17 protein-coding genes are annotated in these 19,216 nt (G+C 56.1%); 11 read left to right on the forward strand and 6 right to left on the reverse strand.

The genetic code is table 11. The features are described from left to right. Window positions 1–40 precede the first annotated feature (40 nt). The 7 genes from phrB (at window position 41) to KUC_RS05035 (ending at window position 6,699) form a co-directional block, all read left to right on the forward strand. Entirely contained in the window at window positions 41–1,465 is a 1,425-nt protein-coding gene (phrB, locus tag KUC_RS05005) for a deoxyribodipyrimidine photo-lyase (RefSeq protein WP_007112037.1), read from the forward strand. Window positions 1,466–1,499: 34 nt separating this feature from the next. After that, window positions 1,500–1,931, forward strand: a complete 432-nt coding sequence (locus KUC_RS05010; RefSeq protein ID WP_007112038.1) for a nuclear transport factor 2 family protein — start codon at window positions 1,500–1,502, stop codon at window positions 1,929–1,931. Between the two features lie 64 nt (window positions 1,932–1,995). After that, complete coding sequence (locus tag KUC_RS05015; protein ID WP_007112039.1) at window positions 1,996–2,781, forward strand: SDR family NAD(P)-dependent oxidoreductase; 786 nt, start codon at window positions 1,996–1,998, stop codon at window positions 2,779–2,781. After that, the gene (locus tag KUC_RS05020; protein WP_007112040.1) at window positions 2,778–4,145 is read left to right on the forward strand and encodes an NAD(P)/FAD-dependent oxidoreductase; all 1,368 of its coding nucleotides are present in this window, start codon (window positions 2,778–2,780) and stop codon (window positions 4,143–4,145) included. Before KUC_RS05015 ends, KUC_RS05020 begins: the two co-directional genes overlap by 4 nt. Further along, a complete protein-coding gene (locus KUC_RS05025; protein WP_007112041.1) occupies window positions 4,142–4,930 on the forward strand; it encodes a DUF1365 domain-containing protein in 789 nt (262 codons plus the stop codon). The genes KUC_RS05020 and KUC_RS05025 overlap by 4 nt, the downstream gene beginning before the upstream one ends. Further along, window positions 4,927–6,195, forward strand: a complete 1,269-nt coding sequence (locus tag KUC_RS05030) for an SAM-dependent methyltransferase (RefSeq protein WP_007112042.1) — start codon at window positions 4,927–4,929, stop codon at window positions 6,193–6,195. Before KUC_RS05025 ends, KUC_RS05030 begins: the two co-directional genes overlap by 4 nt. Next, on the forward strand, window positions 6,196–6,699 hold the full coding sequence (locus KUC_RS05035; RefSeq protein WP_007112043.1) for a DUF2878 family protein: 504 nt from the start codon (window positions 6,196–6,198) through the stop codon (window positions 6,697–6,699). It begins immediately after the preceding gene. On the opposite strand, the gene KUC_RS05040 is transcribed toward KUC_RS05035, so the two are convergent. Further along, a complete protein-coding gene (locus KUC_RS05040; protein WP_007112044.1) occupies window positions 6,677–8,518 on the reverse strand; it encodes a putative bifunctional diguanylate cyclase/phosphodiesterase in 1,842 nt (613 codons plus the stop codon). The genes KUC_RS05035 and KUC_RS05040 overlap by 23 nt on opposite strands. Before the next feature lie 280 nt (window positions 8,519–8,798). Between KUC_RS05040 and fabA the strand changes: the two genes are divergently transcribed. Together fabA and fabB are read left to right on the forward strand one after the other, a co-directional pair. Continuing rightward, window positions 8,799–9,314 (forward strand): 3-hydroxyacyl-[acyl-carrier-protein] dehydratase FabA, encoded by a 516-nt coding sequence (gene fabA / locus KUC_RS05045; RefSeq protein WP_022520895.1) that lies wholly within the window; start codon window positions 8,799–8,801, stop codon window positions 9,312–9,314. A gap of 13 nt (window positions 9,315–9,327) precedes the next feature. Then, the gene (gene fabB, locus KUC_RS05050) at window positions 9,328–10,545 is read left to right on the forward strand and encodes a beta-ketoacyl-ACP synthase I (protein WP_040479556.1); all 1,218 of its coding nucleotides are present in this window, start codon (window positions 9,328–9,330) and stop codon (window positions 10,543–10,545) included. Between the two features lie 97 nt (window positions 10,546–10,642). Here fabB and KUC_RS05055 read toward each other — a convergent pair whose 3' ends face one another. The 4 genes from KUC_RS05055 to KUC_RS05070 form a co-directional block, all read right to left on the reverse strand. Beyond that, complete coding sequence (locus tag KUC_RS05055) at window positions 10,643–11,377, reverse strand: lysophospholipid acyltransferase family protein (protein WP_040479559.1); 735 nt, start codon at window positions 11,375–11,377, stop codon at window positions 10,643–10,645. Then, entirely contained in the window at window positions 11,374–12,264 is an 891-nt protein-coding gene (locus KUC_RS05060; RefSeq protein ID WP_040479562.1) for a sugar nucleotide-binding protein, read from the reverse strand. The genes KUC_RS05055 and KUC_RS05060 overlap by 4 nt, the downstream gene beginning before the upstream one ends. 52 nt (window positions 12,265–12,316) lie before the next feature. Next, window positions 12,317–12,964, reverse strand: coding sequence for a single-stranded DNA-binding protein (locus tag KUC_RS05065; protein WP_007112049.1), 648 nt, complete (start codon window positions 12,962–12,964; stop codon window positions 12,317–12,319). 66 nt (window positions 12,965–13,030) lie between these two features. Then, complete coding sequence (locus tag KUC_RS05070) at window positions 13,031–14,410, reverse strand: MFS transporter (protein ID WP_007112050.1); 1,380 nt, start codon at window positions 14,408–14,410, stop codon at window positions 13,031–13,033. Window positions 14,411–14,593: 183 nt separating this feature from the next. On the opposite strand from KUC_RS05070, the gene uvrA reads away from it, so the two are divergent. After that, the gene (uvrA, locus tag KUC_RS05075) at window positions 14,594–17,440 is read left to right on the forward strand and encodes an excinuclease ABC subunit UvrA (RefSeq protein WP_040480285.1); all 2,847 of its coding nucleotides are present in this window, start codon (window positions 14,594–14,596) and stop codon (window positions 17,438–17,440) included. Between the two features lie 154 nt (window positions 17,441–17,594). Then, entirely contained in the window at window positions 17,595–18,332 is a 738-nt protein-coding gene (locus KUC_RS05080; RefSeq protein ID WP_007112052.1) for a Crp/Fnr family transcriptional regulator, read from the forward strand. Window positions 18,333–18,412: 80 nt separating this feature from the next. On the opposite strand, the gene KUC_RS05085 is transcribed toward KUC_RS05080, so the two are convergent. Further along, complete coding sequence (locus KUC_RS05085) at window positions 18,413–19,180, reverse strand: hypothetical protein (RefSeq protein WP_040479565.1); 768 nt, start codon at window positions 19,178–19,180, stop codon at window positions 18,413–18,415. Window positions 19,181–19,216: the final 36 nt, after the last annotated feature.

The following is a 19,216-nucleotide window of genomic DNA, read 5'->3' on the forward strand; positions in this document are numbered from 1 at the left end:
TTTTTTTGTGCCGCAGGAGCCCCCTATGACAGAAAAGTCTATGAAACGTCAGTTGGTTTGGCTGCGCAGCGACCTGCGCATTGACGACAACAGCGCCCTCGCCGCCGCCGCGGCTCAGGGCCCTGTGATAGCGGTGTTTCTGCGCAGCATTCCTCAGTGGCAAGCACATGGCCACGGCGCTAATAAGCTGGATTTTTGGATGCGGGGAGTCGCTGCCGTTAAAACCGCGCTCAACGGTTTGAATATTCCGCTGCTGCATCGCGATATTGAACGCTATGACCAGGCACCCGAGGCGCTGCTTGAAATAGCTCGCGAATATGATGTTGAGCAGTTGCACTTCAATCACGAATACGCCCTCAATGAGCGCCGCCGCGATCAGACTGTGCAGGACGCCTTTAAACAGGCCGATATTGCCGCCCATGGCTACCACGACGCCGTAGCGTTTGCCCCCGGCAGCCTGCTAACCGGCAAAGGCGACTACTACGGGGTATTTACACCGTTCTCTAAGGCGTGGCACAAGCAGGTCAGCGCTGACCAGTTGGCACTGCGCGCGACACCACAGGTTCAAGCGCCGCTGGGTATTCAAAGCGACTCGCTGCCTGAACTGCCTACGCTTGATAGCACCCCGGTTAATGGGCAGCTATGGCCTGCCGGTGAAAATGCCGCGGCGGATAACTTAGCGCGCTTTCTGCGCTTTCGTGGCCGACACTATAGCGCCCAGCGCGACCTGCCTAAGGTACGCGGCACCAGCGAGCTATCGCCCTACTTGGCGCTCGGTGTGATCTCCCATCGCCAGTGTTTACAAGCAGTCATGGCTGAGAACGGCGGAAATTTAGCCGATGGCGATATCGGCCTTACGACCTGGGTCAACGAGCTGGTCTGGCGGGAATTTTATCAGCACGTAGCGGTGGGCTTTCCTCAAGTGTGTCGCTACCAACCCTTCCAAGAACACACGAAGCAGTTAGCGTGGCGCGACGATAATGAAGGCTTTCAAGCTTGGTGTGAGGGTCAAACGGGCTATCCCATTGTTGATGCCGCTATGCGCCAGTTAGTGGCGACCGGCTGGATGCACAACCGGCTGCGCATGATCACTGCTATGTTTTTAAGCAAGCACCTGCTGATTGATTGGCGCCGCGGCGAAGCCTTTTTTATGCGCCACCTAATTGACGGCGAATTTTGCGCCAACAACGGCGGCTGGCAGTGGGCAGCCTCAACGGGTACCGATGCCGCCCCTTACTTTCGCATTTTTAACCCTACCACCCAGTCCACTCGCTTTGACGCTGAGGGTGAGTTTATTGCCCATTGGCTTCCTGAACTTGCTGAGCTGCCCGCCAAGGCGCGCCATGCGCCGCCACAAGACCTACTCACCGATATTAATTACCCGGCCCCCATTGTCGACCACAAAGCGGCTCGCCAGCGCGCCTTAGAGGCGTTTAAATCACTGTCTAAATATCCCTCTGGTTAGCGACTACATTACTGCATAAAGAAAGGAAACCGTCATGGCTGAGCCAGAGGCGCTAGAGGCGTTCTGCACCTTTTTCAATAAACTAGACAATACCTGTACAGAAAAACTATACGAGGTATATACTGAAGATATTGTTTTTAGCGATCCGCTGCATAAGATCGAAGGCCGCGAAGCGTTAGAGCGTTATTTTTCAACCATGTATGAAAATGTTGAGCAGTGCCAGTTCCATTATCACACTCAGCAGTTACAGGGTCAGCAAGCGTTCGTTACCTGGACCATGACGTTTATCCATCCGCGCTTGGCAGGTGGCAAACCGGTAGAGGTTGAAGGCTGTAGTGCGCTTACTTTTGCTGATGAAGGGCGCGTTCAGCGCCAACGCGACTACTTTGATGCGGGCGCCATGCTCTACGAGCAGTTACCGTTGATGGGCAGCGCCATTCGCTGGTTAAAAAAACGTCTTGCCTAGGTTTTAACATCACAGTTTTAACATCACAGTTTAAACATCACGGCGAGGCGCACTAGGAGACTCGATGGGTACATGGAAAACGCCCCAACGCATTTGGTTAACCGGTGCCACATCAGGTATTGGTAAGGCGCTGGCGCGCAAACTTATCGCCCAAGGCCACCAAGTAGTGCTTAGCGCACGCAACGCTGAAGCTCTCGAAGAACTGTGCCGTGGCCACCCCAATGCCCACCCTCTCCCGCTAGATATCAGCGACCGTCAAGCAGTGTTCAAGGCGGGTAACGACATTCATGAACAGCTCGGGGCGTTAAATTTGGCGCTCTTTAACGCGGGCACCTGCGAATACCTAAATGCTCAGCAGTTCGATATGGATTTAGTCGAGCGCGTTTTTAAACCTAACCTATTCGGTACTTTATACGGCGTCGAAGCCGCACTGCCGCTACTACGCGCGGCGCGCAAAGAGGGCCTCCCGGCTCGCTTAGCCGCCACCTCCAGCGCTTCGGCCTATTTACCGTTACCCCGTGCGGAAGCCTATGGGGCGTCTAAAGCCGCGGTGAGTTACTTTTTGGAGTCGCTGCGCTTAGACCTTGATCAGGAGGGCATAGAGGTCAGCCTTATCCATCCTGGCTTTGTGAAAACGCCGCTCACCGAACGTAACGACTTCCCTATGCCGATGCAGGTAACGGCAGAGCAAGCAGCCGATGCCATTATCGCGGGGCTGGTGAAGGGTAGGCTGGATATCCACTTCCCACACCGGTTTACCTATCTGGTCAAATTGCTGGGCATTTTGCCTCCCGCTCTGCGCCGCCAGGTTGGCCTGCGCATGACCCGCAGCCAAAAGGAGTCGTCATGAGCGCAATGGCATCACAAAGCTCTGGAGCATCACAGCGTATTGCCATTGTTGGCAGTGGGATTAGCGGCATGGCAGCAGGCTGGTACCTCTCAGCCCAGCATGAGGTCACGCTGTTTGAGTCGGAATCACGCCTCGGTGGTCATACCGCCACCATGGATGTGAACGTTGAAGGGCGGCCTTACGCGATTGATACCGGCTTTATTGTCTTTAACGACTGGACCTACCCGCACTTTCAGCGCCTGATGGCCACCCTGGGCGTCGCCTCACAAGCCACCGAAATGAGCTTTTCAGTTCATGAAACAGCCCGGGATTTTGAGTATAACGGCCATACGTTAGGGTCACTGTTTGCCCAGCGACGCAATCTGTTCAACCCCTCGTTCTATCGCCTGCTGGGCGATATTCTGCGCTTTAATAAACAAGCCACAAAAGCGCTTGAGAGCGAGCAACTGCCTGCCCACATGACGTTGGGGGAGTATCTCGACCAGCATCACTACAATCGTGACTTTCAGCAGCGCTACTTACTGCCCATGGGGGCCGCCATTTGGTCGGCCAGCATCAGCGATCTACGCGCCTTCCCGCTGGCGTTTTTTGTGCGTTTTTTCCGTAATCATGGCCTGCTATCGGTCAACCACCGCCCCCAGTGGTACACCCTATTGGGCGGCTCGAAGAGCTATATTGCCAGCCTAACGGCGCCCTACGCATCGCGCATTCACCTCAATTCGCCGGTCACCCGGATTACCCGCGACAGCACCGGCGTTGTTATCACCACGTCCTCTGGCTCCCAGCGCTTTGACCAGGTGGTGCTCGCCTGCCACAGCGACCAGGCACTGGCCATGCTGGGCGACGCCAGCAGCGCCGAGCAGGAAATTCTTGGCGCTATGCCCTACCAGGATAACGAGGTGGTGCTGCATACCGACATCGCCCTGCTACCGCGGCGCAAGCGCGCCTGGGCGAGCTGGAATTATCGTCTTGATCAACGCGACAGCGAAGCACGCGTATCGGTCACTTATGACATGAATATTCTCCAACGGATAGACAGTGACACCACGTTTTGTGTCACCTTAAACGACAGTGCCAGCATTGACCCCAGCAAGGTGCTTGGCCGCTATATCTACGCTCACCCGCAGTTCACTTTGGCTGGTCAAGCGGCCCAGGCGCGCCACGCGGAGATATCGTCTACGGCCCATCGCACCCACTTTTGCGGCGCCTATTGGCGTAACGGCTTCCACGAAGACGGCGTGTGGAGTGCGCTGCGAGTGGCCCAGGCATTAGGCTGTGATGAAGCTGCCCCGCCGCCTGCAGAACCTTCCGCGCTACCTGCCCATGAACTGCTAACGCCCCAGGGCGTCGAGGGGCTGGGATGATGACCGCAATGATGACTGAATTAACTGCCATGCCGCGGTCGCGTATCTACCGAGGCACCCTGCGCCACCGGCGCTTTACGCCCAAATCCCACGCCTTTAGTTATCAGCTATGGATGGCGTGGCTGGACCTGGATGAACTGCCCGACCTGTTCGACAAGGTACCCGGCTTTAGTGCGCGCCGCCCTGCGTTGGCACGCTTTCGCCGCGAAGACTATCTGGGCCCGGTTGATCGCCCGCTCAAAACCGCCGTGCGCGAAGAGCTTATTCGTCAGTTGGGCAGCGCACCTAATGGCCGTATCTGCGTGCTTACCCAGCTACGCACGCTGGGCTGCATGTTTAACCCTATTTCCGTCTACTATGCCTACGACCATCTGGGGCGCCTAACAGCCGTTTTAAGTGAAGTCACCAATATGCCCTGGCGTGAGCGCACCTGCTACGCCAGCGCTGTGGATCCCTCACGCCATAGCCACCAAGCGCGTTTCGCTAAAGATCTCCACGTCTCGCCGTTTAACCCCATGGAGATGAGCTACCGCTGGAAATTTAATGCCCCCGGCGAAAAGCTCTTTCTGCATATGGAAAACTGGCAGGATCAGCAGTGCCATTTTGATGCCACGTTGACCCTTGACGCCTCTCCCGCCACCCGTGGCGCGTTGCTAAAAACCTTGGCTCGCCAGCCATGGATGAGCCTGAAAACCATTACGGGTATTCATTTTGAAGCACTTCGCCTGTGGCTGAAGCGCGTGCCCGTTTATAACCACCCCAAGCGCAAGGAGACTTCAAAGTGACGACCCTGCGTTCTACGCCCCCCAACCTTCAGCTGGTTGCCCAAGACCGCTTAACCAAGTGGCTGAAGCCACGCCTGATGGCCCAACTGGACACCTTTCGTGGCGGTCGTATCACTCTGATTGAAGGCAACCAGTGTCATCACTTAGGTCAGCAAGGCCCGCTGCAAGTGACCGTGGTGATACGCCATTCCCGTGCCTGGAAACGCCTCGCCTTTGGCGGCACCGTCGGCGCAGCCGAATCGTATATGGACAACGACTGGGACGCCGATGATCTGGTCGCCTTGGTGCGCCTGTTCGCCGCTAACCTTGAGCAGGTGAATACTAAAATGGAGAACGGCAGTGCCCGCTTTGCCCGGTGGGTATTGGGCGCCGCCTACCGCTTTCAGCGCAACAGCCTAAGCGGCTCGAAACGCAATATTGCCGCCCACTACGATATTGGCAACGATCTATTTTCGACATTTCTGGATCGCCACCACTGGATGTATTCAAGCGCCGTTTTCCCCTATCCGGAAGCCAGCTTGGAAGAGGCCTCTACCTATAAGCTTGATTTAATGCTTGAAAAGCTTGATGTACAGCCCGAGCATCACCTGTTAGAGATTGGTACCGGATGGGGAGGGTTAGCGATTCACGCCGCCAAAACCCGCGGCTGCCGTGTCACCACCACGACCATTTCGGATGAGCAGCACGCCCATACCGCTCAGCGTATTAGGGAAGAGGGATTAGAAGATAGAATTACCCTGCTTAAACAGGATTATCGTGAATTGACCGGCCGCTATGACCGGCTCATTTCGGTGGAGATGATAGAAGCAGTGGGGCATCAGTATCTCGATACCTACCTTAACAAGCTGGATAGCCTGCTCACCGACGATGGGCAAGCCATGCTGCAAGCCATCACCATCCGCGACCAGCGCTTTGAAGAAGCTAAACGCGACATGGATTTTATCAAGCGCTACATTTTTCCAGGCGGCTTCCTGCCCTCGCACCACGCCATGTTAACCAGTGTTATGCGTAAAACATCGCTAAACGTGGTCGCGCTGGATGAAATTGGCCCGCATTATGCGCGTACCTTACGCGAGTGGCGCCACCGCTTCGAAGCCAGCCTGGAGCAGGTGCGAACGCTGGGCTACGATGAGCGTTTTATCCGCATGTGGCGCTACTACCTGTGCTACTGCGAGGGCGGCTTTACTGAACGCTCCATTGGCACTTGCCACTTACTGCTGGCTAAACCTGCGGCGAAGCCCGTTCCGCTAACCGGCGCGCTCTAAATGGCATCACGCAATTGGCAGGCGCTGGTGTTAAATGCCCTGCGCTTTGAGGCTGGCTGGCTACTGTGTGTGCTTGGCGGTTCATGGGTTGCCGCCATAGCAGGCTGCAGCCTATTGGCCTGGCACCTATGGCGTTGCGCGCGGCCCGGAGAGTGGCGATTTATCGCCGGATTTGCGCTGCTGGGGCTGTTGATTGATGGCGGTTTGCAGCTGCTTGGAGGCTTCGATTTTAACGATCAAACGCAGGCGCTGGGGCTTTTGCCGCTGTGGCTGTGGATGCTTTGGCCGCTGTTTGCCACCCTGGTCTATCACTCGCTTGCATGGCTGTGGCGTTACCCATTGCTAGCCGCGCTGTGTGGCGCGATTAGCGGCCCACTCTCTTATTACGGCGGAGCGCTAATGGCGGAGGTGACCCTGGCTGCTTGGTTACTCCCCGTTCAGGCGCTCATTTGGGCGATAATTTGTGTGGGTATTAGCTATTTCAACCCTCTGAAGGAGCAGTGACTGGTGTGGGCACCAGACGTTGTTCCAACTCAGCGGCGGATAGCGGCCGGGCAAAATAGAACCCCTGTACGGACGTGCACCCGGCATTAACCAAGAACTGACACTGCTCTTTGGTTTCAACACCTTCAGCAATCACCCCTAGCCCCATACCTTCTGCCATCGCCAAGACTGCCTTAACAATCGAGGCGTCTGCCTGATCGTGGGGCAACTCTTTAATGAACGCCCGATCGAGTTTAATTTTGTCCACCGGCAAGCGTTTTAAGTAGCCAAGCGACGAATAGCCCGTTCCAAAGTCGTCGATGGCAATCGCAAAGCCTTGGTCACGCAGCGCCTGTAGGCGTGGCCCCATATCCCCCGCACGCTCGTCGAGCAGCACTGATTCCGTCAGCTCCAAGCCAATTTGCGAAGGCTTCAACTGGTAACGTTTTAGGCAGGTCGTCAGCTGGCTCTCCAGATCGCCTTGAAACAGCTGCAGCGCCGAAATATTGACCCAAATCGTCAACTTGGGCATGGCGCTGTTACGCCAGTGGGCCTGCTGAGCACAGGCTTTTTCGATCACCCAGGCACCTAGTTGGCTCATTAAACCGTGCCGCTCGGCCAACGGAATAAAGTCACCCGGGGAAATCATGCCGTTCTTGGGGTGGCGCCAGCGCAATAGCGCCTCCATCCCCACCAGCTCGCCACTGCCAGGCTCATGCTGGGTTTGATAATGCAGCTCCAACTGGTCACCAGAAATAAGCGCCGCGCGTAGATCGCTGACCAGTGCCAGTTGAGGGTTATCCTGCTGATCCAGCGCTGGACGAAAGCGCTGGCTTAAGTTACGCCCCAGACGTTTGGCGCTGTAAAGCGCCGACTCTAAACGCTGGAAAAGCACACCTGACTCGTTACCATCTTCCGGCACGCGACAGCTGCCGATCGTGAGTCCTAAGCGCAACGAGTGGTCGTTAATTTCAAAAGGCCGACTCATATGCTCGCGCAGGGTAGCTACCCACTGGTCGTGATCGTCAAAGGTGGTGGTGCGGATCACCATAAACTCATCGCCGCCCAGCCTCCCTACTACGCTGCCGGCTACGAAGCCAGTTAGCCGCTGGGCAAAGCGTGCCAGCAAACGATCACCCTGTTCAACGCCCAGGCTGTCGTTGACTGACTTCAACCCATCGATATCCACCAACGCCATGTCCAGGCTCTCACCCGCGCGTAAATTGCGCAGCCGTGAAGCAAGTAGATCATGAAGGCGGCGGCGATTGGGCAGCCCAGTGAGTGGGTCCTCATAGCCAATACGACGTAAATCGCGATCACGGGCTTTTTGTGCCGATATATCGGTAAACAGATGAATAAAATGGGTAATGTTGCCGCGTTTATCGGTCACAGCGCGGACTTTTAGCCACTCGGGGTACTCGTCGCCGTGTTTACGTCGGCTCCACATTTCACCTTCCCAACGGCCGGTACTTTTCAGCGTGCTCCAAAACGTTTGATAGAATGCTTTGTCATGACGCGGTGCTGCCAGCGTCTCCAGTTTCAGGCCCTGAATCTCTTGGCTTGCGTAGCCAGTAATTTCGGTAAATGCTGGATTAACCACCAGAACGCGATTTTGCGCATCGGTAATCACCATGGCATCGCTGGCGAGCCTTAACGTATCTTGCGACAGTCGCAGGCGTAGCCGCTGTTGACGCACTTGCTTCCAGGCGTCCCACAACCCAAGCGCGACTAGCGTGGTAGCCACCAGGCGTAGCATCGCATCGGGTATCCAAACACAAGCGGGAAGCGCCGTCAGTGCGACCCAAACTAACGGGCGATTAAGAGAAACAGGAAGCCACATGGCGATTCGCTATACCCTATACAAATTAACCTAGATAAAAATTAGCGTTAGGTGCCATGCTGATCATGCCGCCTAATAAGAAACGTGAATGCTATATATTACGGCAATGGAACATTTATTGTGCACAATCGGCAGCTGTTTATCCAAGCTGCCCACTATAGTGCTATCGGCCAATCCGCCAAAATCTCAAGTTATGGACGATAAATAGTCAGTTACGTGCATTCGGCGGTTTCGGGAAGTAGACTAGCCCTACAACCAATTTGATATTCGGAACGATTCAGTGACCAAGCAACATTCCTTTGATCGCGAAGAACTACTGGCCTGCTCGCGCGGCGAATTATTCGGCCCTGGAAATGCACAGCTCCCGGCTCCTAACATGCTGATGCTTGATCGCATCAAGCATATTCACGAAGAAGGCGGTGAGCATGGCAAGGGCGAGCTGATCGCCGAGCTGGATATCACGCCTGATTTGTGGTTCTTTGACTGCCACTTTCCCGGTGACCCCGTCATGCCTGGCTGTTTAGGATTAGACGCCATGTGGCAGCTAGTCGGGTTTTATTTGGGCTGGCTAGGCCACCCAGGTCGCGGACGTGCGCTTGGCTGCGGCGAGGTTAAATTCAGCGGACAGATTCTGCCGGATGCACAGAAAGTGACCTATAGCATTAATATTAAGCGTATTATTACCCGGCGTCTTATCTTGGGTATCGCCGACGGTACAGTAACCGTTGACGGACGCGACATTTATCAGGCTAATGATCTGCGCGTTGGCCTTTTTACCTCCACTGCGAATTTCTGAACAGGAGGCTCCCATGCGACGAGTGGTAGTCACCGGCCTTGGCATCGTATCGTGCCTTGGCAACGACCAACGACAGGTCCTGGACGCGCTCAAAACTGGGCGTAGCGGTATTCGTTTTAAGGAAGAGTATGCCGAGCGAGGCTTTCGTAGCCATGTGGCAGGCAGCGTCGATATTGATCTTGACGCACTCATCGACCGCAAACTGCGCCGCTTTATGGGCGATGCGGCTGCCTATGCGTATGTCTCTATGGCCCAGGCCATCGAAGACGCGGGACTGAGCGAAGAACAGGTTTCCAACGAACGTACTGGCCTGATTGCCGGCTCCGGCGGTGCTTCAAGTGCTAACCAGGTTGAAGCGGCTGATGTGCTACGTGACAAAGGCCTGCGCCGTGTTGGCCCTTACCGCGTTACCCGGACAATGGGCAGCACCGTGTCCGCCTGTCTGGCAACGCCGTTTAAAATCAAAGGCGTCAATTATTCTATCTCTTCTGCCTGCGCGACCTCCGCGCACTGTATTGGCAGCGCGATGGAGCAAATTCAGCTTAACAAACAGGATGTAGTGTTTGCCGGTGGCGGCGAAGAGGAACACTGGACGCTCTCTTGCCTGTTTGATGCCATGGGCGCGCTCTCTACCCACTACAACGACACCCCAGAGCAGGCTTCACGTCCTTACGACCAGGCCCGCGACGGCTTTGTTATCGCCGGTGGCGGTGGCATGTTGGTGTTGGAAGAGCTTGAACACGCTAAAGCCCGCGGTGCCAAGATCTACGGCGAGCTGGTGGGTTACGGCGCGACCTCTGACGGCCATGATATGGTTGCTCCTTCGGGCGAAGGGGCGATGCGCTGCATGCGTCAGGCGATGGCAACGGTCGATGGCGCCATTGACTATATCAATACCCACGGCACTTCGACGCCCGTAGGCGATGTTGCCGAGCTCAAAGCCATACGCAAAGTGTTTGGCAATACAACGCCCGCCATGAGTTCGACTAAATCGCTCACCGGCCACTCCCTGGGGGCTACCGGTGTACAGGAAGCGATCTATTCGCTACTGATGATGCAGCATAACTTTGTTGCTGCTTCGGCGAATATCACCGATTTGGATGAGCAGGCCGACGGCTTTGATATTGTCACCGAACGCCGCGATGACGTAACGATAGAGCGCGCCTTGTCGAATAGCTTCGGCTTTGGCGGCACCAATGCGTGTTTAGTCTTCCAGCGTTTCAACGACTAACGCTACTTCGCATTACGACCATAAAAACGGCGCCCAGTGGGCGCCGTTTTTGTGCTTAGGCTTTTATGTACAGGCGTCGCGTATCAACATAAGGCGGTTATCGAGAGGTAGGCCGGGGTACGTCTGAAATCTCCTGTAACTGCGCTTCAATCCACGCTTCGACGTCTGCGAGCACTTCATCGGGCATACGCCCGGATGTTTCAATCGGCTTACCAATGCGCACACGCAGTACGCCAGGCCGCTTAACCCAGTGGCGTCCTGGCCAGCGCTCGCCAGCGTTGTGAGCCACCGGCAACACTGGCACCCCCGCACGACACGCTACCACGCTGCCACTTTTGTTATAGCGTTTGCGGATGCCTGGATCCACTCGCGTCCCTTCCGGAAAAATCAGTACCGAAAGCCCCGTACCCAAACGCTCGACACCCTGTGTAAGCACTTGCTTCATCGCCCGCGCTGGCTTGGAGCGATCCAAACTGATCGGACGGAGCAGACGCAACCCCCAACCAAAAATCGGTAGGCGCAGTAATTCGCGTTTCAGTACGGTACATACCGGCGGCTTCATTACCTGCAAAAACACGGTTTCCCACTCACACTGATGATTAGCTTGAATCACACAGGGGCCACTGGGTAGATTTTCCCGCCCCTGAATGTCGTAACGTACACCGCAGGCAATCCGAAACCACACCATTAAAAAATGGTTATACAAGTTTAGTAAGCGATAGCGACCCGACAGCGGAAGAAACGGTGCAATAGGCAAAAATAGTATGCCAATCATCAGCAAAGCAAAAAAGTAGCCGGTATAAAAAACCAAACTGCGAACCACATTTATCAAGCCGACGCTCCTGTATCGCTGACACGATTATTTTCACGGATCAAGCACCACGCATCCAGCATACGCCCCGCCTCTAAACGCCACGGCTTCTGATGAACGCCAAACACATCCAGCACACGGCGGCAGTTTAAGACGCGCCGCAGCTTGGCATCATGGTGGTGTTTAAGCGGCTGAACCTCGCCGAGGGTAATCTGCTCGCCACGGCCCTCCAGGTGCGTTAACAGCTGGGTTCGCACCATGGAGGTAAAGGTAAAGGCGCTAACCGGTTCGGTGCCAGCAAGATGATAAGCCCCCCAGGCCTCAGCACCGCTGACCTGCTGCTGCAGCATGCCAATCAGCGCCATGGCGACAGCATCCGCGGAAGTCGGGCAAAAAATCACATCCTCCGCAGCGCGCACCGCCTTCCCGAGCACCAGGTTACCAATGATGTCATTGAGCCACGCATGGCTGCCTTCCAGCGCAAACAGCGGGCCAAGACGCACAATCAAATGGCGCTGAAACTCAGCACGGATACGATCACCAGTCTGAACCAGACGGCGCAAGCTGTCATCTCGCGGCGCGGGCACCACATGCTCATCAATAGGGACTTCCAAGCCGTCCTCGTAGAGCTGATCAGAAACACACCATATCAACGCCACGTCTTGCGATTGGCAAGCATCCAGGCAGCTATCTACCGCATCTGCATGGGCCGTCACATCCGCTGGGGCCATATTTAGTGGGTGGGCTAACGGTGGGATAATCACCGCGTCAGGAGCTATCGTCTCAAGGCGCGACGGCGTAATGGTCGTCCCATGCTCTATGACTAACTCTGTATCGGCGCGACGGCTTGCTTCCCGGGCCAGTGCCAAGCTTAAGCAGTGTCCGGCATCCAATATTAGCAGCTTCAAGACAACTCCCCCTTATCACGCCCAGCTCTACGCTGCGTGGCGAATAACGCCCTCAGAACGGGATCTCATCGTCGAAGTCATCGAAGTTACCCGGATCCGGGGCGCCGTAGCTGCTGTTCTGCTGGTTGGGCTGTGGCGCTTGATTGCCCTGCTGCGGCGCTGGCTGCGCGGGGCGAGGCGGCTGCTGCGGGCTCTGCCCACCGGGGTAGTTATTGCCGCCCTGGGGCGCGCCACCCTGCGGGGGATAGCCGCTTTGGTTATTAGAGGCAGGGCTATTTTGAGCCGGTGCGTTCTGGGGAGCGTTCTGAGGAGCGTTCTGAGGATAGTTATTTTGCGGGGCTCCACCGCCTTGGTAGTCACCGCTGCGACCGTCAAGCATTTGCATATCGTTGGCGACGATTTCCGTCGAGTAACGATCTTGACCGTTTTGATCCTGCCACTTGCGGGTTTGCAGGCGCCCTTCAATATAGACTTTGGAGCCTTTTTTCAGGTACTGCTGGGCGATTTCGGCGGTTTTATTGAACATCACCACACGGTGCCATTCGGTGCGCTCTTGGCGCTGACCGCTCTGGCGATCCATCCAGGTATCGGTGGTGGCCAAGTTTAAGTTGGCCACGGCGGTTCCGCTGGGGGTGAAACGCACCTCTGGATCCTGCCCGAGGTTGCCAATCAAAATGACCTTGTTAATGCCGCGAGCCATAAGGCGCTCCTTTAATAGCTTAGAGTTTATTGCCAACCGCCATCACACTTCATAGGCACGGCTGGATTAAGATTTTGGGGGTGCCATCAGTCTGTTCAGCGCCGCCTGATCCAGTTGCTGTCGGTTGACCTTTAAATAGACCAAGCGCTCTTCCGGCACCACCATGACATCTTCCACGCCGACCACATCGGCTAAATGTTCTAACAACAGGTCGAGTGCGTCTACCTGGGTCTCGTGAAGCGCCACTACTTCGCTGGAGAGCGGGGGTGGTGCGGGCATCCGCCACATGGCGACCCACCAGCATAGCGCCAGCCCAGCACAGCCAATAAAGACTGCATTGAGACCGCCATAGTGAGCCAGCAAGCCGCCTAGCGTACCGCCTAAAAAAGCGCCTAAAAATTGGCTGGTAGAGTACACCCCCATGGCGGTTCCTTTGGCGCCCGCCGGGGCAAGCTTACTGAGCATGGAAGGTAGCGTCGCTTCCAGCAAGTTAAAGCCGGTGAAGAACACAAACAGCCATACAAACAGCCAGTAGCTGGGCGAGAGTGGCAACCCCAGCCCCGCCAAACTCAGCACAATAGCGCCGATCGCTGCCAGACACATCAAGCGCATGCGCTGCTGCTTCTCAGCCACAATAATCAGCGGCACCATAGCAACAAACGATAGCGCCATAATGCCAAGATATGCCAGCCCATGATACTCAATCGCCACACCGGCATTTAGCAGGCGAAAAGGTACCGCGACAAATATCGCCATCAGCACTAAATGCAGGGCAAAAATCGACATATCCAGCCGCCATAAATCGGGGCGGGTTATCACGCTCTTAAACTGCTGGCGGTCCATGCCCACATCACGGTGTCGCCGTCGCCGTGGCGCTGAAGGAACCCAGCGCCATAGCACCAGCAGCCCTACCAGCGTTAGCAGTGCAGTAAACCAGAACACTCCGGCCAGCCCCGCCCAGGCAGCAAGCCACGGCCCCAACACCATGGCAATCGCAAACGACACGCCAATAGAGAGCCCTATGGTCGCCATGGCGGCAGTCCGCACCTCCTCACGGGTTTGATCCGCCAGCAGTGCCATAATAGCCGCGGCTACGGCGCCACAGCCCTGCAGCGCTCGCCCAGCAATAACGCCGGCAATGCTATCGGAGAGCGCCGCGATCACGCTGCCCAGGGCAAAAATCACCAGCCCCATGGCAATTACCTGCTTGCGGCCAATGCGATCAGAAAGTAACCCAAACGGAATTTGCAGCGTCGCCTGGGTTAAACCATAAATACCCAGCGCCACGCCCACCAAGAGCGGGGTTGAACCCTCAAGGGTGTCGGCATACAGCGCCAATACCGGCAGCACCATAAACAGACCCAGCATGCGCGATGCATAAAGCCCGGCCAGACCACTGATCGCACGTCGTTCAGAGGCCAGCAATAGTGCGGAAACCTTGCGCATAATGCCCTTTTATATGGTGGTTAAGCATGTGGTGAGTCAGTGTGAATTGTGACAATCCTCTATTCTAGCGGTTTGGGCTGGCGCTGGAAACGTCGCGAGTTGCCGCAGGTTATGAAAGCTGTTTTGCCGGGAGGGGGCCGACAAACGTATAATCGCGCTTTTGCCGCGCGATTCGAGGTGTTGATGGACAGCATTCTGGTCAGGGGTGCCCGCACCCACAACCTCAAGCAGATCGATGTGGAGCTGCCCCGTAATAAGCTGATTGTGATTACCGGCCTATCCGGCTCGGGTAAATCGTCGTTAGCGTTCGATACCCTTTATGCCGAGGGGCAGCGCCGCTACGTGGAGTCGCTCTCCACCTATGCGCGCCAGTTCCTGTCGATGATGGAAAAGCCCGATGTGGATCACATCGAGGGGCTTTCGCCTGCGATCTCCATTGAGCAGAAGTCCACTTCCCACAACCCGCGCTCGACCGTGGGCACCATCACCGAAATTTACGACTACCTGCGCCTGCTGTTTGCCCGTGCCGGTACGCCCCGCTGCCCAGAACATGGCGAAGACTTAGAAGCTCAGACCATTTCGCAGATGGTCGATCAGGTCATGAACCTCGCCGAAGGCACCAAGCTGATGCTGCTGGCACCAGTGGTCAAAGGCCGCAAAGGCGAACATTTACAGTTACTGGCCGAGCTGCGTGCCCAGGGCTTTGTGCGCGCCCTGGTCGATGGCCAAGTGTTGGAGCTGGACGACATCGCACCGCTGGATAAGCGCAAAAAGCACGATATCAGCGTTGTTGTTGATCGCTTCAAAGTGCGCGATGACCTTGCCCAACGTTTGGCGGAGTCCTTTGAAACCGCACTGAACCTCGCTGACGGCACCGCCATGATTCACTTTATGGACGGTGAGCGCGACGATATCGCTTTTTCGTCGCGCTTTGCCTGCCCGGTGTGCGGCTACTCGCTGGCGGAACTTGAACCGCGGATGTTCTCGTTCAACAACCCGGCGGGCGCCTGCCCCACCTGCGACGGGCTGGGCGTACAGCAGTACTTCGACCCCGATAAGCTAATCAGCCACCCGGAACTCTCCCTGGCGGAAGGTGTGATCAAAGGCTGGGACCGGCGCAATATCTACTACTTTACCCAGCTCCAGGCGCTGGCCAAATACTACGGCTTTGAACTGGAAACGCCCTGGCAAGAGCTCGCCCATCGCGATCGGGAGGTTATCCTCAACGGCAGCGGCGACGAGCAGATCCCCTTTGTCTATGTGGGTGATCGCGGCCGAAAAGTGACCCGCGAACACGCTTTCGAAGGCGTGTTGCCCAATATGCAGCGCCGCTATCGAGAAACCGAATCCAATATGGTGCGCGATGACCTGGTCAAATACATCGCCGTTCAGCCTTGTGCGACCTGTAGTGGCTCGCGGCTGCGTAAAGAGTCGCGCCATGTCTACGTGGACGATCACAACATCGCCGAGATTGTGCGCTTCCCGATTGGCGAGGCGTGGCGCTACTTTGCCGACCTAAGCCTGCCAGGACGCAAAGGTGAAATTGCCGATAAAATCGTCCACGAGATCCACGCCCGGCTAGAGTTCTTAGTCAATGTGGGGCTCGATTACCTTAACCTGGAGCGTAGCGCCGACACGCTCTCCGGCGGTGAAGCCCAGCGTATTCGCTTGGCCAGTCAGATTGGCGCGGGCTTGGTCGGGGTCATGTACATCCTTGATGAGCCGTCGATTGGTCTGCACCAACGCGACAATGACCGGCTGCTGAAAACCCTTGAGCGGCTGCGCGATTTGGGCAATACCGTGATTGTGGTAGAGCACGACGAAGACGCCATTCGCGCCGCCGATCACGTACTGGATATCGGCCCAGGCGCAGGCGTTCACGGCGGTGAAATTGTCGCCCAGGGCACCCCGCAAGACGTGATGAACAACCCCAACTCGCTGACCGGCCAATACTTATCGGGTACCCGGGAAATCGCCGTGCCGCCCTACCGCATTCCCGGCAATCCAGAAAAGCAGCTGATTGTGCGTGGGGCTACCGGCAATAACCTGCAGAACGTAACGCTTAGCCTGCCGCTGGGTCTATTTATCGCCATTACCGGCGTTTCCGGCTCGGGTAAATCGACGCTGATCAACGGCACCTTGATGCCAATTGCGGCCCGCGAATTGAACCGTGCCACCACGCTGACCGCCGCGCCCTATGAGAAGATCGAAGGGCTCGACCAACTCGATAAAGTCATCGATATCGATCAGAGCCCGATTGGCCGCACGCCGCGCTCCAACCCGGCTACCTATACGGGTATTTTTACACCGATTCGCGAGCTGTTTGCGGGCACCCAGGAAGCCCGTTCCCGGGGCTATAAGCCGGGCCGTTTCAGCTTTAACGTTAAGGGTGGGCGCTGCGAGGCCTGCCAGGGCGAAGGCATGATCAAGGTGGAGATGCACTTCCTGCCCGATATCTACGTGCCCTGCGACGTGTGTAAGGGCAAGCGCTATAACCGCGAAACCCTGGATATTCATTACAAGGGTAAAACCATCCACGAAGTGCTGGCCATGACGGTGGAAGACGCCCTGGAATTCTTTAGCCCAGTGCCCGCCATTGCACGTCGCCTGCAAACCTTGCTAGACGTAGGCCTTTCCTACATTCGCTTGGGGCAGAGCGCCACCACCCTTTCTGGTGGTGAAGCGCAGCGGGTTAAGCTTGCCCGCGAATTGGCCAAACGCGATACCGGCAAGACGCTGTATATTCTTGATGAGCCCACCACCGGGCTGCATTTTGAAGATATTCGCCAACTGCTAACGGTACTCCACCGCCTGCGGGATCATGGCAATACCATCGTGGTGATTGAGCACAACTTGGATGTGATTAAAACGGCGGATTGGATTGTCGATCTCGGCCCTGAAGGGGGTTCCGGCGGTGGGCAGATCATTGCTGAAGGTACGCCGGAACAGATCGCCAAACAGGACGTATCGCACACTGGTCGTTTCTTAGCGCCTCTACTGGCACGCGGCAAACGCACAACGAAGCGCTAATATTTGGGGCTGTGATGGGGCGCGTACGCGTGCCCCGTCTAAACCAGCTCCCCGCTATACACATTCGACAGCACAGACCACGACCATACTGCTTATAGTGGCAGGCAGACAAAAACTCGAAGTACTATGCAAACCTCTGCTATAGGGACGAGTCATGAATGAAGAAAAAAGCTGTATTATTAAGCACTTCAGTCACTACTGTTCGTTGACTGAAGGGGAGAAAAAACTGCTCCTCTCGCTTGAGGAAAGCCCCTCTGATGTTAAATCGGGCTCATTACTCTGGGAGATGGGCGACCCGGCCAATGAATTTTGCACACTGAAAAGCGGCTGGGCTTACTCCTACAGAAATCAAGAAAACGGCGATCGGCAAATTCTCGAAGTGTTTTTGCCTGGCGATATTATTGGTCTGCGCGAGTTTGCTTTTTCGCAGCGCCTTGAGAGTGTGCGCATGATTGATGACGGTGTGGTTTGTCACTTTCCGCATAAGTGCATGCTAGAGATATTTCGCCAGTCGTTGCCGCTTACCTCGGTGATGTTTGCTATCGGTAGCCGCCAGCAGGCGTTAATGACGGAGCGGCTGGTTAATTTAGCGAGACGCAGCGCCCGTCAAAAAACGGCGCATTTTCTTTACGAGATGTACCTACGGCTGCGTCAAACCAACCCGGATCTTACCAATCAATTCCGCCTACCGCTCTCTCAAGAGCAGTTGGCCGATGTGCTGGGGCTGAGTCCGGTACACGTTAGCCGTACCTTTACCGCGCTTAGCGAAGATAATTTAGTATTTCGTGACCGTCACCACTTAACGATTCCTGACTTATCAGCGCTATGTGCCGAAGGTCAATTTGATGACTGCTACCTCACTGACAACGTTCGGCCACTGTTCGGCGACTAACCATACGGTAGACGAGCCTGCATAAAAAAACCGCGTGCTACTGAGCACGCGGTTTTTATGAGCCAGAGGCTTTGTCTAGCTTAACCGCACTTGGACCAGCCGCAGCCTGCGTAGCAGGTGGGGCAACCATCCATCATGATCAGCTCACCACGACACTCGGGGCAGTTACCTACCGTGGCAGGGCCGCTGCCTTCAGGCTTTTTTGGCGCTGACGGCGCTCCGCCAATAGGCTCTACTGCCCCGGCGGCCTCTTCCTCCGGCTGCCAAGCATGGCCATGGGCCATGCGGTGGGCATAGCGCTCGACCAACTGCTCAACCGACACTTGATTGCCATCCCGATCCAAGAAGCCGCGACGATAGAGAATCTGCTGGATCGACCAAGCAATCGCCGCCACTTCTGAATCGTGAAACATCGGCTTGTTCCAGCGGTTCATACCACAGCGCACCAAGCCTTTATCCCAGGCCACCTTACGCAGATCCGCTACCGCCTGAGTGACATAACCGCCGCGGGCCGCCAGCGAAAGGCTGCGCATAGTCGCGGTGATCCACTGGTGCTCACTGGAGAGTTGCCCCGACGGGAAAAAGAACTCTACCGGGCGCTCAATCACCACGCGCTTACTGCCAATCACGCCTTCCACCGGCATAAACGACACCAGCAGATAAACTTTTTTGCGCCCTTCCGCGCCTACGTAAGAGATCTTTTCAGACACTGCTTCTAAAGTGCCTTCCGGGCGGGAAGGAATGCGCACCGTCAACGGGTCTTCATCCTGCAGCTCAGGAGTGGGCGCTGCCTGCTCCTGCTGCTTGATACGGTAACCAACTATTTTTGAAGTAATTTCTACAGCCATGGTGTTCTCCACTTAGCAAAGGTAGTCGGGCGGTTC

The sequence above is a fragment of the Vreelandella boliviensis LC1 genome (genome assembly GCF_000236035.1).
Lineage (GTDB): Bacteria > Pseudomonadota > Gammaproteobacteria > Pseudomonadales > Halomonadaceae > Vreelandella > Vreelandella boliviensis.